Source organism: Pseudomonas sp. P5_152 (genome assembly GCF_033989915.1).
In the GTDB taxonomy this organism is placed as follows: Bacteria; Pseudomonadota; Gammaproteobacteria; order Pseudomonadales; family Pseudomonadaceae; genus Aquipseudomonas.
This window is the reverse complement of record NZ_JASFAH010000002.1, coordinates 4,478,983-4,503,826: the sequence shown is the minus strand read 5'-3', so window position 1 is coordinate 4,503,826 and position 24,844 is coordinate 4,478,983. Positions and strand designations below refer to the sequence as shown.

20 protein-coding genes and 1 pseudogene are annotated in these 24,844 nt (G+C 60.7%); 9 read left to right on the top strand and 12 right to left on the bottom strand.

The window, feature by feature from the left end:
- The first annotated feature begins 295 nt into the window (after nt 1-295).
- A complete protein-coding gene (locus tag QMK50_RS20320) occupies nt 296-5,326 on the top strand; it encodes a dermonecrotic toxin domain-containing protein (RefSeq protein WP_320333811.1) in 5,031 nt (1,676 codons plus the stop codon).
- 57 nt (nt 5,327-5,383) lie between these two features.
- Here the strand turns inward: QMK50_RS20320 and argR are convergent, their stop codons facing one another.
- From argR to acs, 8 genes and pseudogenes are all read right to left on the bottom strand, one after another.
- Nucleotides 5,384-6,364, bottom strand: coding sequence for a transcriptional regulator ArgR (gene argR / locus QMK50_RS20315; protein WP_159994205.1), 981 nt, complete (start codon nt 6,362-6,364; stop codon nt 5,384-5,386).
- 98 nt (nt 6,365-6,462) lie between these two features.
- Nucleotides 6,463-6,576, bottom strand: a pseudogene (locus QMK50_RS20310) (outer membrane lipoprotein carrier protein LolA); the annotation flags it as partial.
- A gap of 6 nt (nt 6,577-6,582) precedes the next feature.
- Complete coding sequence (locus QMK50_RS20305) at nt 6,583-7,347, bottom strand: ABC transporter ATP-binding protein (RefSeq protein ID WP_095171542.1); 765 nt, start codon at nt 7,345-7,347, stop codon at nt 6,583-6,585.
- A gap of 23 nt (nt 7,348-7,370) precedes the next feature.
- A complete protein-coding gene (locus QMK50_RS20300) occupies nt 7,371-8,483 on the bottom strand; it encodes a M14 family metallopeptidase (RefSeq protein WP_320333810.1) in 1,113 nt (370 codons plus the stop codon).
- 1 nt (nt 8,484) lies between these two features.
- Nucleotides 8,485-9,183 carry an ABC transporter permease gene (locus QMK50_RS20295; protein ID WP_095171538.1) on the bottom strand — a complete coding sequence of 233 codons (699 nt, stop codon included), beginning with the start codon at nt 9,181-9,183 and terminating at the stop codon, nt 8,485-8,487.
- Complete coding sequence (locus tag QMK50_RS20290; protein WP_095171536.1) at nt 9,180-9,869, bottom strand: ABC transporter permease; 690 nt, start codon at nt 9,867-9,869, stop codon at nt 9,180-9,182. Before QMK50_RS20290 ends, QMK50_RS20295 begins: the two co-directional genes overlap by 4 nt.
- A 91-nt stretch (nt 9,870-9,960) precedes the next feature.
- Nucleotides 9,961-10,734, bottom strand: coding sequence for an ABC transporter substrate-binding protein (locus QMK50_RS20285; protein ID WP_159994201.1), 774 nt, complete (start codon nt 10,732-10,734; stop codon nt 9,961-9,963).
- Nucleotides 10,735-11,434: 700 nt separating this feature from the next.
- Nucleotides 11,435-13,390, bottom strand: coding sequence for an acetate--CoA ligase (acs, locus tag QMK50_RS20280; protein WP_320333809.1), 1,956 nt, complete (start codon nt 13,388-13,390; stop codon nt 11,435-11,437).
- A gap of 373 nt (nt 13,391-13,763) precedes the next feature.
- Between acs and QMK50_RS20275 the strand changes: the two genes are divergently transcribed.
- Both QMK50_RS20275 and QMK50_RS20270 read left to right on the top strand, forming a co-directional pair.
- Nucleotides 13,764-14,027, top strand: coding sequence for a DUF2790 domain-containing protein (locus QMK50_RS20275; RefSeq protein WP_095167135.1), 264 nt, complete (start codon nt 13,764-13,766; stop codon nt 14,025-14,027).
- Between the two features lie 253 nt (nt 14,028-14,280).
- Nucleotides 14,281-14,526 carry a hypothetical protein gene (locus QMK50_RS20270; RefSeq protein ID WP_095167133.1) on the top strand — a complete coding sequence of 82 codons (246 nt, stop codon included), beginning with the start codon at nt 14,281-14,283 and terminating at the stop codon, nt 14,524-14,526.
- Between the two features lie 48 nt (nt 14,527-14,574).
- On the opposite strand, the gene QMK50_RS20265 is transcribed toward QMK50_RS20270, so the two are convergent.
- Together QMK50_RS20265 and QMK50_RS20260 are read right to left on the bottom strand one after the other, a co-directional pair.
- Nucleotides 14,575-15,960: a sensor histidine kinase gene (locus tag QMK50_RS20265; RefSeq protein WP_095167131.1), complete on the bottom strand. Its 1,386-nt coding sequence runs from the start codon at nt 15,958-15,960 to the stop codon at nt 14,575-14,577.
- Nucleotides 15,953-16,624 carry a response regulator gene (locus QMK50_RS20260; RefSeq protein ID WP_095167129.1) on the bottom strand — a complete coding sequence of 224 codons (672 nt, stop codon included), beginning with the start codon at nt 16,622-16,624 and terminating at the stop codon, nt 15,953-15,955. Before QMK50_RS20260 ends, QMK50_RS20265 begins: the two co-directional genes overlap by 8 nt.
- A 234-nt stretch (nt 16,625-16,858) precedes the next feature.
- Here QMK50_RS20260 and QMK50_RS20255 point away from each other — a divergent pair, with 234 nt between their 5' ends.
- From QMK50_RS20255 to QMK50_RS20235, 5 genes are read left to right on the top strand one after another with little or no spacing between them, the layout of a single operon-like run.
- Nucleotides 16,859-18,151, top strand: a complete 1,293-nt coding sequence (locus QMK50_RS20255; protein WP_320333808.1) for an OprD family porin — start codon at nt 16,859-16,861, stop codon at nt 18,149-18,151.
- Between the two features lie 54 nt (nt 18,152-18,205).
- Nucleotides 18,206-19,195 carry a tripartite tricarboxylate transporter substrate binding protein gene (locus QMK50_RS20250; protein WP_320333807.1) on the top strand — a complete coding sequence of 330 codons (990 nt, stop codon included), beginning with the start codon at nt 18,206-18,208 and terminating at the stop codon, nt 19,193-19,195.
- Nucleotides 19,196-19,255: 60 nt separating this feature from the next.
- Entirely contained in the window at nt 19,256-19,714 is a 459-nt protein-coding gene (locus tag QMK50_RS20245) for a tripartite tricarboxylate transporter TctB family protein (protein WP_320333806.1), read from the top strand.
- 1 nt (nt 19,715) lies between these two features.
- Entirely contained in the window at nt 19,716-21,230 is a 1,515-nt protein-coding gene (locus QMK50_RS20240) for a tripartite tricarboxylate transporter permease (RefSeq protein ID WP_320333805.1), read from the top strand.
- Nucleotides 21,223-22,266, top strand: a complete 1,044-nt coding sequence (locus QMK50_RS20235) for an AbrB family transcriptional regulator (RefSeq protein ID WP_095167121.1) — start codon at nt 21,223-21,225, stop codon at nt 22,264-22,266. Before QMK50_RS20240 ends, QMK50_RS20235 begins: the two co-directional genes overlap by 8 nt.
- Nucleotides 22,267-22,304: 38 nt before the next feature.
- On the opposite strand, the gene ung is transcribed toward QMK50_RS20235, so the two are convergent.
- Nucleotides 22,305-22,997, bottom strand: coding sequence for a uracil-DNA glycosylase (ung, locus tag QMK50_RS20230; protein WP_320333804.1), 693 nt, complete (start codon nt 22,995-22,997; stop codon nt 22,305-22,307).
- A 132-nt stretch (nt 22,998-23,129) separates the two neighbouring features.
- On the opposite strand from ung, the gene QMK50_RS20225 reads away from it, so the two are divergent.
- Nucleotides 23,130-24,242 carry an enoyl-CoA hydratase/isomerase family protein gene (locus QMK50_RS20225; RefSeq protein ID WP_095167117.1) on the top strand — a complete coding sequence of 371 codons (1,113 nt, stop codon included), beginning with the start codon at nt 23,130-23,132 and terminating at the stop codon, nt 24,240-24,242.
- Nucleotides 24,243-24,295: 53 nt separating this feature from the next.
- Here QMK50_RS20225 and QMK50_RS20220 read toward each other — a convergent pair whose 3' ends face one another.
- Complete coding sequence (locus QMK50_RS20220) at nt 24,296-24,742, bottom strand: hypothetical protein (RefSeq protein ID WP_320333803.1); 447 nt, start codon at nt 24,740-24,742, stop codon at nt 24,296-24,298.
- Between the last annotated feature and the right edge of the window lie 102 nt (nt 24,743-24,844).

Here is a 24,844-nt window from a genome sequence, read left to right as displayed (position 1 = left end):
GATGAGAAACACCCGCCTGGAACTGGCGAGCTTGGTGAGGATTGTAAGGACAGTTTCCGGCTTGGCCTTGCCGCCAAGCGACAACTTCTTATAGCGCAAAACCCGCTTTTGACCGGGTTTACGGCAATGCGACAAATAGCGTCGCAAAGGCGCAGTTTAAACTGCCTGCGCAGGTTAGAGGCAGGATTACCGGGATTTGATTTCGAGCCGTGTGTCCGCCCGTAACTATGTAGCGCACCCTGGCCGTTGCCCTCTGATCTGCTTGGCACTCTTTAGACAGCCAAGGATGAACACGATGTCATTACCTGAAGGACAACACTCCGCAACCACACTCAACACCCACCACTCAGAACACCCCGACAGCCACTATCTGCCCCTCAGAAACGCCGTTCCCGACTGGCTCGCCAAGGCATCACCCGCCAGGCGCCAGGCCCTCAAACGCACACGACCACAGTTGCCCGACCGCTTGACCACGGCACCGGCCGACCAGCATACCGAGCTCGACACTCTCAACGCCGCTCACTGGAGCGCACAAAATGCTGTGGACCAGGCGCTGGAACGCCTGCAAGACGTCAACAGCTTCGCCGAACCCTTACTCAGGAATGCGCTGAAAACCCGCTTCAACCTGGAGGTGGACGTCAAGAAAACCTTCTTGCGTCTGTATATCCCCGCGACAATCCCCTGGTTCCCGATTCAGTCTGGAGCCGCCCGGACCTGGACGGTTTCGTTGCTGGACGCGGCGCTGCACAACTTTGAAAGCAAGGAAACCGAAGCCGACGCCTACGAACCTGACTCAACCTTCATCACTAAACCCTCGGCCACGGGGCAGTTCACCACCCTGCCCGCACTCAAGGCAACGATCGGCATCCCGGCCTTTACCCGACTGTGCCGGGAACTGGATATTGGCGCCCAGTACAAGACTTACCTCGAAGACAACCTGGGCGTCTCCAATCCGGTCGCCGCCGCGATTCTCCAACCCAAGGTCATCCAGAGCCAGAAAGCCGCGCTGAAGGCGGCACTGCGATTTGCATGGATGAGTGGCCATATTCAGTCGGATTATTTCCTGCTGATTCAGGGCATGCTCCAGGGCGTACGGGGCATGAGGATGAAAGGTGAAGCCGTGCACTGTCACGACCTCAGGATAATGTCCTCGACGCTCACCGGCATTGTGCTGTTTGCCCCGAACCTTGAGCAGAGCCGCAGGCCGGTGCGAGTGGTGGCCTATGTCCCGGATGATCCCAATCACCCGATCAGGGAGTACCCGTCGACCGCTGATTTCATGCGAAGGCTGACTGAACAACTGCGCGATACCGACTATCGAACATTCTTCAGCCGGTTCATTGCCCACGAACACCGAGGCTATTTCTTTGGCAACCTTGCCAATCGCCTCACGGAAGTCACATGGCATCAACACCAACAGGGCGACCCACAGGCCTCATGGCGCGAATCCGCCATCGACAATCCCGACCTCCAGTTCTCCGCCACCCCCATCAGGCGCAGACTGTGGCAACACCTCTACCAGGGCAAGCTGAACAAAATCCTCAATGATGCACGGGTCATGGCCGTATCAACCGCAACAACCGATCAGAAAGCCCGCTGGGCGCTGTGGGACTCTTTCGTCAACATCGCGACCTCGATCCTCGAGATCGCAGTGCTCGTGGTAGCCCCCTTCGTACCTTTTGCGGGGGAGTTGATGATGGCCTACATGGCCTATCAATTACTGGACGAGACATTCGAAAGCGTCATTGAGTGGGCCCAAGGCCTGAAAAGTGAAGCCTTCGAGCATTTCATGGGCGTGGTCGAGTCGGTCATCCAGCTGGGTACCTTTGCCGCCGGTGGCGTGGTCGCGGCGGGCGAATTCCGCACCCTGCTACCCAAGGAAATTGTCACCTTCATCGATCAATTCAAACCGGTCTCGGCACACGGTGGCAAAACCCGGTACTGGAAACCCGACCTGAGCGCCTACGAGCTGAAAACCCAGCTACCAGAAGGCTCGAAACCGGACGCCCAAGGCTTCTATCAGCATCAAGGCAAGCGCGTCGTGCAGATCGAGGGCAAACACTACTCAGTGCAAACAGCGGCCGACACCAACGCCTGCTACCTGCAACACCCCACACGACCCGAGGCCTATCGATCACCGCTGAAACACAATGGTTCAGGTGCATGGAAAACCGAGCTCGATCATCCTCTGCACTGGGACAAAGCAAGACTGGTTCGCCGTCTCGGCCACAACGTCGATGCCTTCACCGATCTTGAACTCGACCAGGCCCTGGACATCAGCAACGGCCATGAAAACATGCTGCGCAAGATGCATGTCCATAGTGAGTCTGAACCGCCACTTCTGACAGACACCCTTGAACGCATGCGAATTGAAAAAGCGATTCAGGGCCTGATCGATCAGCTCAACAGTGATGACCCCCTGGTGTATCGCAAAGCCGATCCGCAAGCCCAGTTGCAATTGCTGACGAGCGACGGTCTATGGCCAGCAACCAAAGCACTCCGTTTTCTCGACGCCGATGGACAGCCAGTCTGGGAGTTCTCCGCGAAGGAGCACCTGCCCGTCATACAGATACACGAAGCCCAATTGAACAATGGTGACTTGCTTAAAACCGTACTGGAATCCCTCGACCAGAGTGAGATCAAGACCATGTTCGGCGAAAGCTTCGGTGCCCCGACGATCAATCTCGACATTCGTGCCAGTCACCTGAGAAAAAAGCTCGGGCAAATCGCCAAAGACAAACGTGCCACGCTTTTCGAGTCACGCTACAGAGGACAGGAGGCTACGCAAGACCCTCACGCCCAAACAATCATTGAGGCGACACCGGGGCTACCCCGGAGCGTTGCCCGAGAGTTGCTGAGCCTGGCCAGCGGCGACGAGCTTAAGGAAATCGATAACGGGCACCTGCCGAAGCGCCTGGAGGACCTTGCACAACAGGCCAATGAAGAGGTGCGAGTCACGCGTGCGTATGAAGGGTTGTATCTGGATTCGCCTGACTCGGCGGACACCGAAAGACTGGCCCTGCGCTCGCTCGAACGGTTACCCGGCTGGTCATCCGATGTGCGGATCGACATCCATGACCAGGCCTTTGAAGGCCCGCAGGTCGACGGCATAGGTGGCGCCCAGGCCTCTATCCGCAAAGTGCTGGTGCTGACCAGCGATGGCCGGTACCAGGCCTACGATGACGAAGGCTTGCAACTTTCCGCTGCCACCGATCTCTATGGCGCCGTACTGCAAGCCTTGCCGGATGCCCAGCGAAACAGCCTGGACATTCATATCGGCGAAAGCGGAAAACTGAAACAGGCAATCCGGGACTTCCCCCTGGAACGAGCCGAGTTACGAACAGCCCTGTCACTCCCCCCCACACCCAAACCGGTCATTGAGACCCTCCGCCTGCTCGGGTCCGAAGGCTATCGCCGCAGTACCGGCGACCAACCACGCACACTGGAAGATCGCACACGAGAGCTTTATCCCAACCTTCCCCCCGAAGAGATCCAGACCCTGCTCCAACGACTGCAAAGCCACCCCGACGGCCCGCGCGCGGAACTCTCACGCCTGCGCAACGAGTACTACCAACTGCAGGAGGACCTGCATATCTGGGCCAACAATCCGCCCGCCGTACACCCGCAAACCCATGTCGCGCTCAGTGAACAGGCGTTGCTGACCGAGACCCAAAACCGCCGATTGCTCAGGGAGCAAATACTCCGCTGCTGGCGCCGGGAGACTGATTTTTCCGATGAGAATTTGGGGGCCATAAGCGGCCACATCTTTAATTTCTCCCAACCCATCATCGGCGATCTCCCCGTCCTGAGCGCCGACTTCGGTCATGTCTCCTCCTTGTCGCTCCACAACAGCGCGAGCGCACGCGCCCTTGACCCGTTTCTGGAACGCTTCCCGAACCTGCGCCACCTGGAGCTGCGCAACTTTACCCTGCAGGAGCTACCGCAACCGATCAATGCCCTGCCGGCACTCGAGGAGCTGATACTGAGCGACTGCGGCCTTGTACTCACCGCCCAAAGCCAGGCAACACTGTCATCGCTGAGCAAGCTTTCCGTTCTGGACCTGTACAACAATCCATTGGGGCTCACACCCAATCTGGCCACCATGCCTGAGCTGACCTACATCGACCTTTCCAACACCGGAATTTCCAGCATTCCAGACGGGCTGGTGAATCACCCTCACATTCGAACAGCCATTTTCAATAACAACCAGATCACCGAATTACCCGCTGCCCTCTTCGACCTTCCCGGCAACATCAGTGAGGGATTTGATTTTGGCAACAACCCACTGTCCCCGCTCACCCGTGAACGTGTAAAGATTCACTACAGCCGGACCGAGAAAGACTTTGGGGTCTATGCCGAACAGGCCGATATCGATCGAGCCAAAGCCCTGTATCCCAGCCTGGACAATGAAGAAGCCAGTGATTTCATCTATCGCTTACCTGGAACACTGACAGACGGTCGAGCCGACCTGACACGCCGCGAACTTGAGCTCACCAGACTCCGTAACGACCTGAGTCTATGGACGGCCAATGTGCCGGACAACCACGCCGTTACTGGCGCCCCCATGACGGCCGACGAGCTGTTTGCCGAGCACGTCAAAAGAGATGAGTTCAAGCAAAAGCTGGAACAATGCTGGCGCCAGATACCGATCGAAAGCATAGCCGTCAGCGAATATGGTTTCACCTCACACCTGACAATCATGGGCGACTTGCCGGTGCTGACAGCGGACTTCGGCCATGTGCCAGAAATATACCTGACGAGCGCAGGAGACATTGCCCCGCGAATCAGCCGATTCCTGGAAGCTTTTCCGAACCTGGACAGCCTGACCGTGCGCGGATACCAACTGGATAACATCCCCGATGGCGTCTTCAGAATGCGCAGGCTGACAGTACTGAGCTTGTCTGAATGCAGGATCACCCTGACCCAGGAAACCGTCGATGGATTGGCGGGCATGAATAATCTTGACCACTTGAACCTGCGGGACAATCCGCTAGGCCTTAGCCCCGACCTCAGCCAGATGACGGATATCTCCTCATTGGACCTTAGCCATACAGGCATCACCGAGATCCCTAGAGGAGTGTTGAGCATCAACTCCTGGACGGATGTCGACCTGAGCTACAACGCCATTACCGAGATGCCCGTCGAGCTCATGGAGGTCGATCCCGATGTCGGTGAAAGCTTTGACTTCAGTGGCAATCCATTCACCGAACAAAGCATGCAACGCATCGCCGCTTACTACCACGCAACCGAAAATGATCTAGGGTTCGAGCAAACCGACCTACCCGCCCCCATTGATCCGGCGCCTGATACAGATATTGAAACCTGAGTACTCGCTATTGAGTCAGGCCATGGGGAGCTCGCGCTCCCCATGGCCAACCGCGGCCTAGCCGCGTTCCGACGGCACCGACGACAGTTCGAACGGGCTGCTGCTGCGGCGCTGGTTACGGTCTTCTCGCGGCGTGGCGCCGAAGAAGTTGCGGTAGGCGCTGGAGAAATGCGGCCCGGAGGAGAAGCCACAGGACAAGCCGATCTGAATGATCGACTTGCTGGTTTGCATCAACATCTGCCGGGCCTTGTTCAGGCGTAACTCCAGGTAGTACTGGCTCGGCACACGGTTGAGGTACTGCTTGAAAATCCGCTCCAGCTGCCGACGGGACACGCACACATGCTGGGCGATTTCGTCGGTGGTGAGCGGCTCTTCGATGTTGGCTTCCATCAGCAACACGGCTTGCGTGAGTTTTGGATGGCTGGAGCCGAGGCGATTCTGCAAGGGAATGCGCTGACGCTCACCTCCTTCACGAATCCGCTCGACCACCAACTCTTCCGACACTGCTCCGGCCAGCTCGGCCCCATGGTCTCGCGCCAAAACTGCCAGCAACAGGTCAAGCACCGACATCCCGCCGCACGCCGTCAGGCGATCACGATCCCAATCGAACAGATGACTGGTGGCAATCACCTTGGGGAAGCGCTCGGCAAAATCGTCCTGCCAACGCCAGTGCACCGCAGCGCGGTAACCATCGAGCAGACCCAATTGCGCCAGGGGATAGACACCAGCCGACAGACCGCCAATCACACAACCGGCGCGCACCAACTGCTTGAGCGCACTGCTCAGTGCCGGTGCCAGCGCGGTGGGTGGCTCGTCGGCGAGCAGGAACAGCTTCTGGAAGTTTTCCAGCTTGCCGCTCCAGGCCTCGCCAGGCAATTGCCAGGCCCCCTCGCTCGGGGGTTCGGCCTGCAGGAACACCAGTTCGTAAACCACTTCCGGATGCACGCGCTGAGCAACACGCAAGGCCTCCTCGGCCAGCGCTAGCGTCAAGGCTTTAGTGCTGGGCCAAATCAGGAAACCAATTTTGTGGGCGGTCATGGAATGCTATCCGAAGCCAGTAACAGTAATGAAGACAAAGGCCAATGCTAGCCCGTAAACCAACACAAATCTCAAAAAACGATGAAGACCCGCTCCTCTGTAGGAGCGAGCTTGCTCGCGAAAAACCTGAGAACGCCACGGAGCATCAGGCTTCCCGCGTTATCGTTGACGATCTTCGCGAGCAAGCTCGCTCCTACAGGGCGAGACAGCAGCCTTGACTATTTCAAGCTGCCGGAGAGGAATTGCTGCAGGCGTTCGGACTGTGGATTGACCAGCACTTCGCGCGGGTTGCCACTTTCCTCGACCACACCTTTGTGCAGGAACACCAACTGGTTCGAGACTTCCCGGGCAAAACCCATCTCGTGGGTCACCACCACCATGGTCCGGCCTTCCTGGGCCAGGGCCTGCATGACCTTGAGCACGTCGCCAACCAGCTCCGGGTCGAGCGCCGACGTCGGTTCGTCGAACAGCATCACCTCAGGCTCCATCGCCAGCGCCCGGGCAATCGCCACGCGCTGTTGCTCGCCACCGGACATATGGCCCGGGTAGGCGTCCTTGCGATGGGACACGCCGACCTTGGCCAGGTACATCTCGGCCTTTTCCCGCGCTTGGGCCTTGGACATGCCCAGCACGTGCACGGGCGCTTCCATGATGTTTTCCAGCGCGGTCATGTGCGACCACAGGTTGAAATGCTGGAACACCATCGACAGGCGCGAACGCATGCGTTGCAGTTGCTTGGGGTCGGCCGCCTTCATCGCGCCGTCCTTGCCGGCCACCAGCTTCAACTCTTCGTTGTTGAGCAGGATCTTGCCCGCGTGCGGCTGCTCCAGCAGGTTGATGCAGCGCAGGAAGGTACTTTTGCCGGAGCCACTGGAGCCGATGATGCTGATCACATCGCCTGCCGCTGCCTTCAGGGACACGCCCTTGAGCACTTCGTGACTGCCATAGCGTTTATGCAGGTCTTGGACTTCAAGTTTGTACATGCTGTCGGTTCTCACAAAAACAGTCAGTCGTTGAGCAAGCGCCCGTGACGCAGCGCTTCGCGCCCCGCCACCTTGGCCAGCCAGAAACCGGGTTGGGCATACCGCAGCCGTTCAACGGCAAACAGCACGCCGGCCGTACCAGCACACACGGTGCTGACCCGATCAGCCAAAGGATCAATCACTTCAAAAATCTGCTCACCGGCCTCGACCCACTCGCCCGGCTCACGCAAGAAACTCACCACGCCCGGATGCGGCGCAAACAGCAGCTCGGTGCCTTCGAACGGCAGCCCTTCGCAGGCTTCGTGCAACGGGGCCGGCCATTGACCCTTGATCAGGCCCTGCTCGGCAAGGAACGCCAGGATGCCCTCGGCGTAACCTTCGGCCTGGGCACGCCCAGTGTCTGCCTGACCGCCCAGCTCGATGGTGGTCGCCAGGCACGCCAGGGGAATTTGTGCCTGGGGAAACTGCCGGGCCAAACGCAGCCACGGCAACGAGCAGGCTTCATCAAAGGAGCTGCCGCCGGAGTCTTCCGCCAGCAACCCGACCCGCACATTCAAGTGCGCGGCCAGCGAACGCCACTGCGGCCAGTGCTGCGGCAAGGCATACATGTGCAGCGCGGCTTCGGCGTCGCAATGCAGGTCCAGCACCACGTCGGCAGTGCAGGCATGGCTCAGCAAGATCCGCTGCATGCCCTGCAATTGACTGCTGGGCGCGGGCAATGCGGCCAGCGCATCACTCATGGCCGGGCGGATCAACTGGACATTGGCGTGCGGATCATCCCCCAGGCGACCTTCGAGCTGGGCGGCCACCGGCGCACTCAGCTCGACGAAATCGCGGTTGAAATTCTTGCCGCTGCCCGCCTCGAAACGACCTTGGTGGTTGCCCTGGAGCAACTGCCCAAGGCCCAGCGGGTTGGCCACCGGTACCAGCTCGATCACCCCGTTGAGGGCACCTTGGGCTTCGAGTTCGGCCAGGCGCTTTTTCAGCTCCCAGGCCGTGCGCATCCCCGGCAACTCGTCGGCGTGCAGGCTGGCCTGGATATAGGCCTTGCGCTCGCCAGCGCCGAAGCGGAACACCGAAACATGGCGCTCGCTACCCAGGTGGCTCCACGGTAACTGATGGTCGATACGTTCCATATCAGTGCTTCCGTGGGGCCATGTAGCCCAGCCAGCGGCGCTCGGCCATCTTGAACAGGCGCACCAGGATGAACGTCAGGCACAGGTAGAACACGCCGGCGGTGATGTAGGCTTCGAACGGCAGGTAGTACTGGGCGTTGACGGTACGCGCGGCACCGGTGATGTCGATCAGGGTCACGATGGACGCCAGACTGGTGGTCTGCAGCATCATGATCACTTCGTTGCTGTACTGCGGCAGCGCCCGGCGCAACGCCGATGGCAGCAGGATGCGCTTGTACATCTTGAAGCGCGACATGCCCATGGCCTTGGCCGCTTCGATCTCGCCATTGGGCGTGGCCCGCAGGCTGCCGGCGATGATTTCGGCGGTGTAGGCGCTGGTGTTGACGGCAAAGGCCAGGCACGCGCAGAAGGTCGCGCTCGACAGCCATGGCCAGAGGAAACTCTCGCGCACGGCTTCGAACTGGGCCAACCCGTAGTAGATCAGGAACAGCTGCACCAGCATCGGCGTGCCGCGGATCACGTAGGTGTAGAGCCAGGCGGTCATGTTGATGACCGGCTGCTTGGACACCCGCATCAAGCCCAGGGGCAAGGCGCACAGCAAGCCGAAGAACAGCGACAGCCCGAGCAGTTTCAAAGTGGTCAGCAGGCCGCCGAGGTACAGCGGCAGTGCCTCCCAGATGACGTTGTAGTCGAAGATCATAGATCAGCCGCCCTTACGCCTACCGAGTAGCGCTTCTCAAGGTGACGCAATGCCAGCAACGAGACACTGGTGATCACCAGGTACATTGCCGCCACCGCGAGGAAGAAGGTGAAAGGCTCGCGGGTGGCATCTGCCGCCTGCTTGGCCTTGAACATCATGTCTTGCAGACCCACCACCGAAATCAGCGCAGTGGCCTTGGTCAATACCAGCCAGTTGTTGGTGAAGCCGGGAATTGCCAGGCGAATCATCTGTGGCACCAGGACCCGGAAGAACACCTGGAAGCTGCTCATGCCGTAGGCCATGCCCGCCTCGGCCTGCCCCTTGGGGATCGCCATGAAGGCACCGCGAAAGGTTTCCGACAGGTACGCACCGAAGATGAAGCCCAAGGTGCCGATACCGGCGACCAGCGGATTCAGGTCGATGTAGTCGTCATAACCAAGCAACGGCGCTACGCGGTTGAGCAGGTCCTGACCGCCGTAGAAAATCAGCAGGATCAGTACCAGGTCGGGAATACCGCGGATTACCGTGGAGTACAGATCGCCCAGCCAGGCCAGCCAGCGTACCGGCGACAGGCGCAATGCGACCCCGATCAGACCCAGAACAATGGCCAGGGCCATGGACGACAAGGCGAGCTGAAGCGTCAGCCATGCGCCATCGAGGATGACAGCCCCGTAGCCTTTCAACATGATTCAGGTCCTCGAAAATTGGGATGAAAAAATGGCGCAAACCTCAGAGATCCTGTTGCTTGCGCCATTTCGGACTTGTCGCTGCGACGATTTACTTGCCGTAAATGTCGAAGTCGAAGTACTTGTCCTGGATTTGCTTGTACTTGCCATTCTCGCGAATGCCAGTGATCGCGGTGTTGATCTTGTCTTTCAACGCATCACCCTTGCGTACTGCGATACCCACGCCGTCGCCGAAGTATTTGACGTCGGTGAAGGCCGGGCCAACAAACGCGAAGCCTTTGCCAGCGTCGGTTTTCAGGAAGCCATCATTCAACAGGGTAGCGTCTGCCACGGTGCCGTCGAGGCGACCGGCAGCCACGTCCAGGTAGATCTCGTTCTGCGAACCGTATGGCTTGATTTCCGCACCCAGCGGGGCCAGGACTTCACGAGCGAAACGCTCGTGAATCGAACCACGCTGCACACCGATGTTCTTGCCCTTGAGCTCGGCCAGGTTGTCGCCAACCTGGGTGCCGGCCTTCATCACCAGGCGTGCCGGGGTGTTGTAGTACTTGTTGGTGAAGTCCACGGACTTCTTGCGATCTTCGGTGATCGACATGGACGACAGGATGGCGTCGATCTTGCGCACCTTGAGTGCCGGGATCAGGCCGTCGAACTCTTGCTCGACCCAAACGCACTTGACCTTCATCTCTTCGCACAAGGCGTTGCCGATGTCGTAGTCGAAACCAACGATGCTGCCGTCCGGCGACTTGGACGCGAACGGAGGGTAAGCCGCCTCGATACCAATTTTCAGAGGCTTTTCATCGGCGAACGTTGGCAGGGACAGCACGGACAGTGCCAGGGCGCCAAGAAGCACGAGTTTCTTCATCTTAGGACTCCATCGGTAAAGGGCGAAAACGGCAGAGTGAGCATCAGCCCAATATGCGAATGGGTTAAACGTAAAAAACGTTGCTGCGTCCTGGTCGGCGCGCGTTGTTTTCAACGCGGACAACGACGAGCGAGTGATCGGCATTCTAACGACAGGCCCGAAGTCGATATTTCTTCAATGCGACAACAAATTACAGAAGCACCGAGAAAGCCGTTTAGGCACGTTGACAGCCCTGCAAAATCATGCAAGAGAAAAAGACAGTGAACCGATCAATACTGCAAATTGCGGGCCTATTATTGGCAAACCCTTCTAATCCGGCAAGCGCAGCGTGGGGTCTTATTTTTATGGGGGGCGTTTGAGCCCCTGATTTGGAGCGCGGCGTTTCCCTACGCCCCGGATCGGCGTGATGCGGTTACACATTCAGTAACTTGAAAGAACGCGGGTAACAGTAAGAATGTTCCGAGGATAGAAGCCGATAATTATTGGCCGGTGTTTAAGTGGTGCCTGACAGATCGTCATCGCGGGCAAGCCCGCTCCCACAGTTTTTGTGGCGTGACTCAGATCGCGTGCACACCGAAACCCCCTGTGGGAGCGGGCTTGCCCGCGAAGAGACCAGTGCAGTCACCACAAAAACGTCAGGCATGAAAAAGCCCCGCCAGGCTCACACCTGACGGGGCTTTCAGTGACTCAGAATCAGCGCTTACGCAACATTCATCGTCTTGTGAGTATCGATCAAATGCTGCACCACACCCGGGTCGGCCAGGGTCGAGATGTCACCCAAGCCATCGTACTCAGCCGTGGCAATCTTGCGCAGGATGCGGCGCATGATTTTCCCCGAACGGGTTTTCGGCAACCCCGGCGCCCACTGGATGACATCCGGTGAGGCGATCGGACCGATCTCCTTGCGCACCCAGTTCTTCAGTTCCAGGCGCAACGCTTCGTTCGGCTCTTCGCCACCGTTGAGGGTGACGTAGACATAGATCCCCTGGCCCTTGATGTCGTGCGGCACACCGACTACCGCGGCCTCGGCGACTTTCGGGTGGGCGACCATCGCGCTCTCGATCTCGGCGGTGCCCATGCGGTGGCCGGAGACGTTGAGCACGTCATCCACCCGGCCGGTGATCCACCAGTAGCCGTCTTCGTCGCGACGAGCACCGTCGCCGGTGAAGTACATGCCGCGGAAGGTCTTGAAGTAGGTGTCGACAAAACGGTCATGGTCGCCGTACAGGGTACGGGCCTGGCCTGGCCACGAGTCGAGGATCACCAGGTTGCCTTCGGCGGCGCCCTCGATGATGTTGCCCAGGTTATCCACCAGCGCCGGCACCACGCCGAAGAACGGACGCGCCGCAGAGCCCGGCTTGAGGGCGTGAGCGCCCGGCAGCGGGCTCATCAGGGTGGCGCCGGTTTCGGTCTGCCACCAGGTGTCGACGATCGGGCAACGCGATTGTCCGACGTTCTTGTAGTACCAGTCCCAGGCTTCCGGGTTGATCGGCTCGCCCACCGAACCCAACAGGCGCAGGCTGCTGCCATCGGTGCCTTCGCAGGCGGCAGTGCCGGAGGCCATCATGGCGCGGATCGCGGTCGGCGCGGTGTAGAGGATATTGACCTGGTGCTTGTCGACGATTTTCCCCACCCGGGTGATGTCCGGGTAGTTCGGCACACCTTCGAACAACAGGGTGGTTGCGCCATTGGCCAGCGGACCGTAGACGATGTAGGTGTGGCCAGTGACCCAGCCGACGTCGGCGGTGCACCAGTAGATTTCGCCCGGACGGTAGTCGAACACGCGCTCATGGGTCAGCGCCGCGTACAGCAGGTAGCCGCCGGTGGTGTGCTGAACGCCCTTTGGCTTACCGGTGGAGCCGGAGGTGTAGAGGATGAACAGCGCTTCTTCGGCGCCCATTTCTTTCGGCGCGCAGACGGTGCCCGCGACTTTCATCAGGTCTTCGTACCAGATGTCGCGATGCTGGTTCCACTTGATGTCGCCACCGGTGCGCTTGCACACGATGACTTTCTGGATGCTGCTGGTTTCCGGGTTGGTCAGCGCGTCGTCGACGTTGGCCTTGAGGGAAATTTTCTTGCCGGCACGCAGGCCTTCGTCCGCGGTGATCACCACTTTCGATTTGCAGTCGATGATCCGCCCGGCCAGGGCTTCGGGCGAGAAACCGCCGAACACCACCGAGTGAATCGCGCCGATCCGGGTGCAGGCCAGCATGGCGACCACGGCTTCGGGGATCATCGGCATATAGATAGTCACCACGTCGCCGCGGTGCACATCCTGGCCACGCAGGGCGTTGGCAAACTTGCAGACTTGTTCGTGCAGCTCGCGGTAGGTGATGTTGCGGCTCTCGGTTGGGTCATCGCCTTCCCAGATGATCGCGATCTGGTCGCCGCGCTCGGCCAGGTGACGGTCGAGGCAGTTGTAGGAAACGTTGAGGGTGCCGTCGGCGAACCACTTGATGTCGACATGGTGGTCGTCGAACGAGGTCTGCTTCACCGTGGTGAAAGGCTTGATCCAGTCGAGGCGCTTGGCTTGTTCGCGCCAGAAGCCGTCCGGGTTGACGACAGACTGCTGGTACATGGCCTTGTAGGTCGCCTCGTCAGTCAGGGTATTGGCCGCAACCTCGGGACGAACGGGATACAGAGAAGCCGCACTCATCTTTCTTTACCTCGGTGAAATAGTTGTTTTTGTATGACCCCGTTGTAGCCCGAGGCGGGCCTATAGAACCATTCGACGATGGTAGTAACAAGCCCCTACAAATCGTCCAGATTTCCCGGCGCATAGCCGTACGGACGTCCCAGGTAGCCGATGTTTCGGGGATTGTTACAAGATCTGTCAACAGTGTTTATCAAAAGCGCGGCTATATGAATCCGCGCCCCACGCCTAGAATCCGCCTCGCCAACTCGGCAATGTGATTAACCCAGTTGCAGCCCCCACGAAGGCAGTTAATCCACAGTAACTAAATCCAGATATACACGCAGCCCCACAAAGGCTGCGTGACCCATCTCGACCTCAGAAAGGTAAATTTCAAATGAAAGCTTTATTGGTTCTGGCCCTCAGCAGTCTGTGCGTTACCGCCATGGCAGACGAGGTCCCGACTGATGTTGCAGGCAATACAGTAGCGGTAGAGGAATACACTTACTCCACCCACCTGGATATCGCCAAAGTTATCTCCATGAGCGAAATACCCAGTGTTTGCGAAGTTGTGCCAGCGCGCATGGAATATGAAGACTCGAGCGGTCAACGGCATATCCTGCGTTACAGCGTCATGGGCAATGGTTGCTCTAACGGCTGATCCACCCCGCACTTAAAAGTGCTTTCGAACATCGGCCGCAGGAAATCGTTCTTGCGGCAAAAACGCCCGCCGCACCAGATCTGGAGCCTGCAGCCCCACCCTCTACCGCCTGCATTGCTTGAATAGGCCTGAAGGCCATCACATCTAATAATTCGATCTATTTGAGCATTTATTTGCGCTTTTTAATCAAATTCATCCGAGTAGTATCAGCTTCAACCCCACACAACATCCTCAACACCTCGGAGTCACCACCATGAAAACCCAACTGATCCTCGCCCTGACCCTCTCCGTCCTGGCCGCCAACACCTTCGCCGCCGACGGTTATGACCGCACGATTGCCGCTGATGGTTTTGATCGCACCGGGTCCGCTACCCTCGCTGCTGATGGCTTCGACCGCACCGGGTCCGCCACCCTCGCCGCTGATGGCTTCGACCGCACCGGGTCCGCTACCCTCGCTGCTGATGGCTTCGATCGCACCGGGTCGGCCAACCTCAGCTAAGTGCTGAATCTCTGCTCACAGCCCGGCCTCGGCCGGGCTTAGTTGTTTTTAGCCCGCGATAAAACTGACCCGAACCTTCAGCCCCGCCTGTGCACCGTCGTGCAGGGTAATGTGGGCCAGGTGCGCGCGGCAGATTTCCCCGACAATCGCCAACCCCAAGCCAGACCCTGCGACTTGCTGGTTGCGGCGGTAGAAGCGTTCGAACACCCGGTCACGCTCCTCCAGCGGAATCCCCGGCCCGTCATCTTCAACCTCCAGCACTGCCGGCGCGCTGACGCGCAAGATCACGTTGCCACCTGCTGGCGTGTGGGCCAGGGCGTTGTCCACCAGGTTGCTCAGCAGCTCGTTGAGCAGTGTCGGCTCACCGCGCAACCACACCGGTTCGTCAGCTTCCAACGCCAGGGCAACCCCCCGGGCATGGGCCAGAGGTGCCATGGCCATGCCGAGTTCGCGCGCCAGTTGGCTCAGGTCGAGCAACTGCGCCCCGCCCTCGGCAATCGCCCGCGCGCCATTCTCGACCCGGGCCAGCGACAGCAGTTGATTGGCCAGGTGCGTCAGGCGATCGGTGCCTTGGGCGGCGCTTTCCAGGGTGCTGCGCCAGGTCTGCGGCTCAGTGGCGCGCAAGCCCAATTCAAGGCGCGCCTTGAGCGCCGCCAGCGGGGTGCGCAACTCGTGGGCGGCGTCGGCAATGAATTGCGCCTGGCGCTCGAACTGTCCGCGCAAGCGCTCGGTGAAATGGTTGAGGGCCCGCACCAAAGGCCACAATTCACGCTGTACCTGGACCAACGGCAGCGGCCGCAAGTCATCCGGTTGGCGCTCTTCCACCGCGGTGCGCAAGCGCTCCAGCGGACGCAACGCGGCACTCACGGCAAACCACACCAGGAGCAAGGCGCCTCCGGCGAGCATGCCCAGGCGCAGCAAGGTATCGGCCATCAGGCTGCGGGCCATGCTCACTCGCGCCTCGTCGGTTTCCGCCACGCGAATTTCCGCCATGCCGTTCATGTTCGGTTCGCTCACTGCCTTGAGCAGGCTGACGACCCGCACGTTCTGGCCCAGGTAAGTGGCGTTGTAGAAGCGTGCCAGCGCCGGATAGTCGTCGGTGCGCGGGGTGCCGGGCGGCGGGCCCGGGAGGTTTTCGTAACCGGAAATCAGCTTCTGGTGGATGTCGTTGACCTGGTAATAGATGCGCCCGGCACTGTCGTAGGCGAAGGTGTCCAGCGCCACGTACGGCACATCGGCACTGAGGCTGCCGTCACGCTGGGACAGGCCGGCGGCGATGGTCCGCGCCGAAGCCAGCAAGGTCCGGTCATAGGCGGTGTCGGCCGCTTCCCGGCCATTCCAGTAGGCGCTCAGGCCGCTGGCGATCATCAGCACCACCAGCAACAGCGCGAGGTTGCCCAGCAACCCCCAGCGCAGACTCCTGGGCTTATGCATCACGGCTTTCCAACAGGTAGCCCAACCCCCTGAACGTGACGATGGCCACTGAGTGCCCGTCGAGTTTCTTGCGCAGGCGGTGCACGTAGATTTCGATGGCGTCGGGGCTGGCCTCCTCGTCGAGACCGAACACCTGGGAGGCCAATTGCTCCTTGCTCATCACCCGCCCAGGACGGGCAATCAGCGCCTCGAGCACGGCCTGCTCGCGGGAGGTCAGGGTCAGCAGTTCGTCACCGAGGCTGAAGCGCCGGGTGTCGAGGTCATACACCAGCCCCCCGCAACGCTGCTGGCGTTCGCCACCCAACACGCTGCGGCGCAGCAGAGCCTTGACCCGCGCTTCAAGCTCGGTCAATTCGAAGGGTTTGGCCAGGTAGTCGTCGGCACCGAGGTTGAGCCCATGGACCCGATCCTTGACGTCGCTGCGGGCGGTCAGCATCAGCACCGGGAGGTTTTTGCCACGGCTGCGCAAGCGCGCCAGTACTTCAAAACCGTCCATGCGCGGCAGGCCCACATCGAGGATCGCCACCGCGTAGTCCTCGCTGCTCAAGGCCAGGTCGGCCGCCACCCCATCGTGCAGCACATCCACGGTCAGCCCTGTGCTCTTGAGCGCCTGGGCGACACTTTCGGCCAGCTGCAGATGGTCTTCGACGAGAAGCACGCGCATGGATCTTTACCTCAGGTGGGGATGGTCGACGCCATTCTTCGGCGCGGAGTTTACAGCCGCATCCGCCGCTGTGAAGCCCGTAACCGGTGAAAGTATTCTGAAAGGTTAGCGAAAGGTTGGCCCGCTAGAGTCCAGCCACGGACAGTTTCGACTGCCGTGTCCTTGAGAGTAGTGAACGAAAAACGCCCCGATGCGTTTTCGCCCCAATAAGAACAATAAATGGAGTGCTTCACGATGCTGTCTACGCAGCCCCAGGCTTACCTGCCTGTTCGTTTTTCCCGCCTTGGTACCACCGCCCTTGCCAGTGCCGCCGCCCTAGCCGGCTTTACGCCTGCCAGTCATGCCGCCTTCTTCGAAGACAGCAGCGCGACCCTGGAAACCCGCAACATGTACTTCAACCGCGACTTTCGCAGTGGCACCAGCGCCCAGCAATCCAAGCGTGACGAGTGGGCCCAGGGCTTCATGCTCAACCTCGAGTCGGGCTACACCGACGGCACCGTAGGGTTCGGGGTCGACGCGCTGGGGATGCTCGGGATCAAGCTCGACTCCAGCCCCGACCGTACCGGTACTGGCCTGTTGCCAACCCATGACGACGGGCGCGCGGCCGACGAATATTCCAAGCTAGGCCTCACCGGCAAGGTGAGGATCTCCGCCACCGAGCTGAAGATCGGCAGCCTGATTCCCGAGTTGCCGATCCTCAAGGCCAACGACGGACGCATCCTGCCCCAGACCTTCGAAGGCGGCCTGCTGACCTCCAGGGAGATCAAGAACCTGACCTTCACCGGCGGCCGCCTGGACAAAGCCAAGGACCGCGACAGCACCAACTTCGAAGACGTCGCCCTGAACAACAAGAACAGCCGTTTCGCCGGCACCGTCGCGGGCAGCCATTTCGATTTCGGCGGCCTGGACTACAAGTTCACCGACAAGATCACCGCCAGCTACCACTTCGCTCAATTGGGTGAGGTCTACAACCAGCACTTCCTCGGTTTGCTGGCATCACAGCCGGCAGGTCCGGGGACGTTCGCCGCCGACCTGCGCCTGGCGGTCAGCGACGATTCCGGTCAGGCCCGCGGCGGCAAGATCGACAACAACTCCCTCAACGGCCTGTTGAGCTACGCCCTGAGCGGGCATAAATTCAGCGCCGGTTACCAGCACATGTCGGGCGACAGTGCCTTCCCCTATGTCGACGGCTCCGATCCCTACCTGGTCAACTTCGTGCAGATCAACGACTTCGCCGGCGCCGAAGAACGCTCCTGGCAGGCCCGTTACGATTACGACTTCGCCAAGCTGGGCGTGCCCGGCCTGAGCTTCATGAGCCGTTACCTGAGCGGTGACAACATCAAGCTCAACAATGGCGAGACCGGCAAGGAATGGGAACGCAACACCGAGATCAAGTACGTGGTGCAAAGCGGCGCCCTCAAGGACGTTGCCCTGCGCCTGCGCAATGCCACCTATCGTTCGAACTATTCGGCCCGGGACGCTGATGAAGTGCGGGTGCTGGTGAGCTACAGCGTTGCCCTCTGGTAACGGATTCAAGCCACAACCGTGCCACTCCAATAACAACTCCTGTGGAGACGACCGATGAATTTTTCGCTGCGTAACCTTGCTCTCGCCGCCAGTTGCCTACTGGTCACCGCCCCCCTGCTCGCCGCCGACAGCACTGAGCCCAAGCGTCCGGAATGCATTGCCCCGGCGTCGCCCGGCGGTGGTTTCGACCTGACCTGCAAGCTGGTGCAGAGCGCGCTGGTCAACGAAAAGCTACTGTCCAAGCCGATGCGCGTGACCTACATGCCCGGCGGTGTCGGCGCCGTGGCGTACAACGCGGTGGTCGCCCAGCGCCCTGCCGATGCCGGAACCCTGGTGGCCTGGTCCAGCGGTTCGCTGTTGAACCTGGCCCAGGGCAAGTTCGGCCGTTTTGATGAAAACGCCGTGCGTTGGTTGGCGGCAGTCGGCACCAGCTATGGCGCCATCGCCGTGAAAAACGATTCGCCCTACAAGAACCTCGACGACCTGGTGCAGGCGCTGAAGAAAGACCCGAGCAAAGTGGTAATAGGTTCCGGCGGCACCGTGGGCAGCCAGGATTGGATGCAAACCGCCCTGATCGCCAAGGCTGCCGGGATCAACCCTCGTGACCTGCGGTACGTGGCACTCGAAGGCGGTGGCGAAATTGCCACTGCCCTGCTCGGTGGTCACATCCAGGTCGGCAGTACCGACATCTCCGACTCCATGCCGCACATCCAGAGCGGTGACATGCGCCTGCTCGCCGTGTTCGCCAACGAGCGCCTGGACGAGCCTGAAATGAAGAACATTCCCACCGCCAAGGAGCAAGGCTACGACATCGTCTGGCCGGTGGTGCGCGGCTTCTACCTTGGGCCAAAGGTCAGCGATGCCGAATACGCCTGGTGGAAAAATGCCTTCGACAAACTGCTGGCTTCCGAAGAGTTCGCCAAGCTGCGTGACCAGCGTGAACTGTTCCCGTTCGCCATGACCGGGGTCGAGCTGGACACCTACGTGAAGCAACAGGTAGCGGACTACAAGCTGCTGGCCAAAGAGTTCGGCCTGATCCAGTAATCGCCTCGTTCTCACGGCCACCGCCCTGGCACCAATCGGGGCGTGGCCCAGGAGTTTGTCATGCTGTTACAACGCATTTTTGCTTCGGTGCTGTTGCTGGCCTGCCTGTGCCTGATCCTTATGGCCTGGCCTTACCAGGCAGCCTTTTCCTACGAACCGATCGGACCACGCGCCTTCCCCCTGCTGATGCTGGGACTGATGGCGCTGGGCCTGATCTACATAGTGTACCGGCCCTCACCGATCAAGCACAGCGAAGAAGACCCGCCACTGGACCGCGAGACCCTGAGCAAGATCGGCCGCTGCGTGCTGTTGCTGCTGGTGTTCGCCGGGCTCTTCGAGCCCCTGGGGTTCATCCTCAGCAGCATCCTGGTGGGTATCCCGATGGCGCGCCTGTATGGCGGACGCTGGCTGCCCGGCACGCTGATCATCTGCCTGCTGAGCGTGGGTCTGTACCTGTTGTTCGACAAAGTCATGGACGTGCCGCTGCCCTTGGGCCTGCTCGACGTCCTGGAGAACTGATATGGATACTCTTGGTTATTTGAGCCATGGTTTTGGGGTTGCCCTGACGCCCTACAACCTGGTCACGGCGTTGAGCGGAACCTTGATCGGGACCGTCGTCGGCCTGCTGCCGGGGCTGGGTCCGATCAACGGCGTGGCCCTGTTGATTCCCATCGCCTTCGCCCTGGGCCTGCCACCGGAGTCGGCGCTGATTCTGTTGGCGGCGGTATACCTGGGATGCGAGTACGGCGGGCGGATCAGCTCGATCCTACTGAACATTCCCGGCGAAGCCTCAACCGTCATGACCACCCTCGACGGCTACCCGATGGCCCGCCAGGGCATGGCCGGGGTGGCCTTGTCGTTGTCGGCCTGGAGCTCGTTCATCGGCGCGTTCATTGCGACCTGCGGCATGGTGGTGTTTGCGCCGATACTGGCCAAGTGGGCAATCGCCTTCGGCCCAGCGGAATATTTCGTACTGATGGTATTCGCGATTGTCTGCCTGGGCGGCATGGCCGGCGACCGGCCGCTGAAAACCTTTATCGCGGCCCTGATCGGCCTGTTCCTGTCCACGGTCGGCATCGACGCCAACAGCGGCGTGTACCGCTTCACCGGGGACAACATCCACCTCACCGACGGCATTCAATTCGTGGTGCTGGTGCTGGGCCTGTTCTCCATCAGCGAGATCCTGCTGTTGCTGGAGAAAACCCACCGGGGCCAGGAAGCGTTCAAGGCCACCGGGCGCATGATGTTCAACTTCAAGGAAGCCGCCTCGGTGTTCTGGGTGAACATCCGCTGTGGCGTACTGGGTTTCATCATGGGGGTATTGCCGGGTGCCGGTGCAACCCTCGCCAGCGCCGTGGCCTACATGACCGAGAAAAAGATCGCCGGTCCTGGCGGCAAGTTCGGCCAGGGCGACAAGCGCGGCCTGGCGGCACCGGAAACCGCGATTGGCGCCGAAGCCTGTGGCGCCCTGGTACCGATGCTGACCCTCGGGGTCCCGGGCTCGGGCACCACGGCGGTGATGATCGGCGCCCTGTCGCTGTACAACATCACCCCAGGCCCGCTGTTGTTCCAGCAGCAGCCTGACATCGTCTGGGGCCTGATTGCCTCGCTGTTCATCGCCAACGTCATGCTGGTGATCCTCAACATCCCGATGATCCGCATCTTCACCCGCATCCTCGCCGTGCCGAACTGGGCGCTGGTGCCGATGATCGCGATCATTACCGCGATCGGTGTCTACGCGGTGCACGCCACCACCTTCGACCTGTTCCTGATGATCGGCATCGGCATCTTCGGCTATATCCTGCGCAAGTTGGACTTCCCGTTGTCGCCCGTCCTGCTGGGCTTCATCCTCGGCGGCCTGATGGAGCAGAACCTGCGTCGTGCGCTGTCGATTTCCAACGGTTCGCTGGAGATCCTCTGGTCGAGCGGGATCACCAACACCGTGTGGGCGCTGATCGTGCTGATGCTGCTGGTGCCGATCCTGCGCATCTGGCGCAAGCGCTCCGTGGCCCGTCGCGCAATTGCCGATGTCTGATCGCCGGTCCTGGAAAACCTGGTGGGGAACACCGCTGGTCGGTCTGCTGGGCGGTTACCTCGCCAGTCAGATCGGCTGGCCGCTGCCGTGGATGGTCGGCTCGTTGCTGGCGATCATCCTGGTACGCTGCTTGACCCCTTGGCAATTGGCCGAGATCCCGGGCGGACGCAAGTGCGGCCAGTGGATCGTCGGCATCGGCATTGGCCTGCACTTCACTCCCGTGGTGATGGAGCAGGTCATGAGTCATTTCGGGCTGATCTTCTTCGGCGCGCTGGTGACCAGTCTTTCGGCCGTGGTCGGGGTCTGGCTGCTGCGGCGCACCGGCGAGGATCGCGCCACCGCATTTTTCTCCAGCATGCCGGGCGGCTCCGGTGAAATGGTCAACCTCGGCGCTCGCAACGGCGCCGTACTGAGCCGAGTGGCGGCCGGGCAAAGCCTGCGGGTGCTGGTGGTGGTGCTGTGTGTGCCAGCCGCCTTCAAGTACCTGCTGGGCGAAGGCGTGCCGGCCTTGCATCCGACCAGCGTCGACTGGCGCTGGCTGGCCCTGCTATTCCCGGCGGGCGCGCTGTGTGCCTGGCTCTGGCAGCGCTTGCGCCAACCCAATCCGTGGCTGTTCGGTCCCTTGCTGGTGAGTGCCGCCGTGAGTATCAGCCTGGACCTGCACATCGGCCTGCCCGATGGCGGCAGCCAGGTCGGTCAATGGCTGATCGGCAGTGGCCTGGGCTGTCACTTCAACCGGCAGTTCTTCCGCCGCGCGCCCTCCTTCATGGGCCGCACCCTGATCGGCACGGCACTGACCATGCTGATCGCCACCCTGGCCGCGTTGTGCCTGAGCGCCCTGACCCAGTTGGACCTGCGCTCATTGACCCTGGGCATGATGCCCGGCGGCATCGCTGAAATGAGCCTGACCGCCGAAACCCTGCAACTGTCGGTGCCACTGGTGACCGCGATGCAGGTGATGCGCTTGCTGTTCGTGCTGTTTCTGGCCGAACCGTTGTTCCGGCACTGGGACCGGCAACCGGATTCAGAGCAGTAGACCGTGTCGCGCCCGATCGGGCGCGCGAGGTTATGGCGTCAGACTGGCGGCAATCGCCATTCGATCGGCGTCTCGCCATTCTGCTCAAGGTACTTGTTGGTACGACTGAAGTGCCCACAGCCGAGGAAACCGCGATAGGCAGACAGTGGCGAGGGGTGCACCGAGGTCAATACCAGGTGCTTGGTGGCGTCGATCAGTTTCTGTTTGCTCTGCGCATGGGCGCCCCACAGCAGAAACACCAGGTGGGGCTGATGCTCGCTCACCACTTCGATTATCCGGTCAGTAAAGAACTGCCAGCCTTTGCCCGCATGGGCGTTGGCATTGGCCCGCTCTACGGTCATGGTGGTGTTGATCATCAGCACGCCCTGGTCGGCCCAGCTTTGCAGGCAGCCGTGACTGGGGATGTCGATGTTCAGGTCGCGTTTCAATTCCTTATAGATGTTGACCAGCGACGGCGGCGCCGGCACGCCCGGCTGCACCGAGAAACACAGGCCATGGGCCTGGCCCGGGCCGTGGTAGGGGTCCTGGCCGAGGATCACCACCTTGACCTTGTCCAACGGCGTGGAGTTGAGCGCGTTGAAAATCATCGGGCCGGGTGGATAGATCTCCTTGCCTGCCGCACGTTCCTGTTGCAGGAAGTCGCGCAACTCTGCCATGTAGGGCTGGTCGAATTCGGCACGCAGTGCCTCCTTCCAGCTCGGTTCGAGTTTGATACGGTCGTCAGCAGTCATGGTTACATCCGGCAAAAACAATGGGGCGAACCCTAGGAAAGCCCGTCACGCTTGTCAATTGATCTGACGCAGATCCGGCACTTTCCTGCACAACGCTCATAATGAACCCTTGAATCCGCAATCGAGGTCACGATGAATCTGCACTTCGAAGAACTCACCGGCACAGATGGCGCACGTATCGGCATCGCCAGCCTGGATGCCGAAAGCACCCTCAATGCCCTGTCCCTGCCGATGATCCGCGCCCTGACCGAGCAATTGGACAGCTGGGCCAAAGAACCGCAGGTGGTCTGCGTCCTGCTGCGCGGCAACGGCACCAAGGCATTTTGCGCCGGCGGCGAAGTGCGCAGCCTGGCCCAGGCCTGTCGCACCCAACCCGGCGAAGTACCGCCGCTGGCCGCGCAATTTTTCGCTGCGGAATACCGCCTGGACTTCCGCCTGCACACCTACCCCAAGCCGCTGATCTGCTGGGGCCATGGTTATGTGCTCGGCGGTGGCATGGGCTTGTTGCAGGGCGCGAGCACCCGCATCGTTACCCCCAGCAGCCGCCTGGCCATGCCCGAGATCAGTATCGGCCTGTACCCGGATGTCGGCGCCAGTTGGTTCCTCTCGCGCCTGCCCGGCAAGCTGGGTCTGTTCCTTGGTTTGACCGGCGCCCAGATAAACGCCCGTGATGCCCTCGACCTGGATCTGGCTGACCGCTTCCTGCTCGATGAGCAGCAGGAGCAATTGATCGAAGGCCTGCTGCAACTCAATTGGCAGGAGCAGACCGCGATGCAACTCAACAGCCTGTTCAAAGCCCTGCAGCAAGAAGCCATCGAGCAAATGCCCGAGGCGCAATGGTTGCCGCGCCGCCAGCAGATCGACGAGCTGCTGGACGTCAGCGATGTGCGCTGTGCCTGGCGCGCCATCAGCCTATTGCGTGATCACCCTGACCTGCTGCTGGCCCGCGCCGCGAAAAACCTGCACGACGGCTGCCCGTTGACCGCCCATCTGGTCTGGGAGCAGATTCAGCGCGCCCGCCACCTGTCATTGGCCGCAGTGTTCCAGATGGAATACACCCTGAGCCTCAATTGCTGCCGCCATCCGGAGTTCAGCGAGGGTGTCAGGGCGCGCCTGATCGACAAGGACCACAAACCTCGCTGGCACTGGCCGGACGTCAATACGATCCCCCAGGCGGTGGTCGATGCGCACTTTCACAAGGCCTGGGAAGGCCGGCACCCGCTGGCGGACCTGTCGGACTACTGAATCCCCGGGCATAAAAAAGCGGCGCTGGATGCGCCGCTTGCCGGTTGCCGGATCTAACGGTTGCGCCCGCCGCGCTCACCACGACCATTGTGCTCGCCATGCCGATCGCCGCGCCGGTCAGCGTGATCGCGCCCACCCCGCCCACCCTGTTCCCAGCGCTGGTTGCTCTGGCCGTAGTTATTGCCCCACCCCTGGTTGCGATGACCGTCCCAGCCATGGCTGGGGGCTGGGCGGTAGGCCCGGGACGGGGCCTGGTAATAACGGGGTGAAGGTTGGTAGTAACGCGGCGCCGCCTGGTAATAACGCGCCGAAGGGTAATACCGCGAGGGCTGCGAGTAGTAACTGCGTGGGTAGGAATAATAAGAACCGCCCCCGTAGTAGACCGGCGCCGGCGAAGAGTAGATGTCTGAACGGTAGTAGCTGGAACCTCCGTCGTAATAAGGAACGCACGCGGCAAGACTCAAACTCATCGAAGTAATCAGAACAAGTCGGCGATACATGGCGGCCTCCTGGACCGCTAAAGAGCCACACCAGCGACGCGGGCGGGCATCAGCCAAATAATCTGCCTGACGTGATATCTGACAGCGAATTGACAATCTGGT

What these genes read in the sequence shown, in the direction of transcription:
- QMK50_RS20270 (WP_095167133.1), top strand. Translation starts at nt 14,281, where the DNA reads ATGAAAACCCAACTGATCCTCGCCCTGACCCTCTCCGTCCTGGCCGCC.
- QMK50_RS20265 (WP_095167131.1), bottom strand. Translation starts at nt 15,960, where the DNA reads ATGCATAAGCCCAGGAGTCTGCGCTGGGGGTTGCTGGGCAACCTCGCG.
- acs (WP_320333809.1), bottom strand. Translation starts at nt 13,390, where the DNA reads ATGAGTGCGGCTTCTCTGTATCCCGTTCGTCCCGAGGTTGCGGCCAAT.
- QMK50_RS20305 (WP_095171542.1), bottom strand. Translation starts at nt 7,347, where the DNA reads ATGTACAAACTTGAAGTCCAAGACCTGCATAAACGCTATGGCAGTCAC.
- QMK50_RS20295 (WP_095171538.1), bottom strand. Translation starts at nt 9,183, where the DNA reads ATGATCTTCGACTACAACGTCATCTGGGAGGCACTGCCGCTGTACCTC.
- QMK50_RS20260 (WP_095167129.1), bottom strand. Translation starts at nt 16,624, where the DNA reads ATGCGCGTGCTTCTCGTCGAAGACCATCTGCAGCTGGCCGAAAGTGTC.
- ung (WP_320333804.1), bottom strand. Translation starts at nt 22,997, where the DNA reads ATGACTGCTGACGACCGTATCAAACTCGAACCGAGCTGGAAGGAGGCA.
- QMK50_RS20245 (WP_320333806.1), top strand. Translation starts at nt 19,256, where the DNA reads ATGCTGTTACAACGCATTTTTGCTTCGGTGCTGTTGCTGGCCTGCCTG.
- QMK50_RS20250 (WP_320333807.1), top strand. Translation starts at nt 18,206, where the DNA reads ATGAATTTTTCGCTGCGTAACCTTGCTCTCGCCGCCAGTTGCCTACTG.
- QMK50_RS20300 (WP_320333810.1), bottom strand. Translation starts at nt 8,483, where the DNA reads ATGGAACGTATCGACCATCAGTTACCGTGGAGCCACCTGGGTAGCGAG.
- QMK50_RS20285 (WP_159994201.1), bottom strand. Translation starts at nt 10,734, where the DNA reads ATGAAGAAACTCGTGCTTCTTGGCGCCCTGGCACTGTCCGTGCTGTCC.
- QMK50_RS20290 (WP_095171536.1), bottom strand. Translation starts at nt 9,869, where the DNA reads ATGTTGAAAGGCTACGGGGCTGTCATCCTCGATGGCGCATGGCTGACG.
- QMK50_RS20320 (WP_320333811.1), top strand. Translation starts at nt 296, where the DNA reads ATGTCATTACCTGAAGGACAACACTCCGCAACCACACTCAACACCCAC.
- QMK50_RS20240 (WP_320333805.1), top strand. Translation starts at nt 19,716, where the DNA reads ATGGATACTCTTGGTTATTTGAGCCATGGTTTTGGGGTTGCCCTGACG.
- QMK50_RS20235 (WP_095167121.1), top strand. Translation starts at nt 21,223, where the DNA reads ATGTCTGATCGCCGGTCCTGGAAAACCTGGTGGGGAACACCGCTGGTC.
- QMK50_RS20255 (WP_320333808.1), top strand. Translation starts at nt 16,859, where the DNA reads ATGCTGTCTACGCAGCCCCAGGCTTACCTGCCTGTTCGTTTTTCCCGC.
- argR (WP_159994205.1), bottom strand. Translation starts at nt 6,364, where the DNA reads ATGACCGCCCACAAAATTGGTTTCCTGATTTGGCCCAGCACTAAAGCC.
- QMK50_RS20225 (WP_095167117.1), top strand. Translation starts at nt 23,130, where the DNA reads ATGAATCTGCACTTCGAAGAACTCACCGGCACAGATGGCGCACGTATC.
- QMK50_RS20220 (WP_320333803.1), bottom strand. Translation starts at nt 24,742, where the DNA reads ATGTATCGCCGACTTGTTCTGATTACTTCGATGAGTTTGAGTCTTGCC.
- QMK50_RS20275 (WP_095167135.1), top strand. Translation starts at nt 13,764, where the DNA reads ATGAAAGCTTTATTGGTTCTGGCCCTCAGCAGTCTGTGCGTTACCGCC.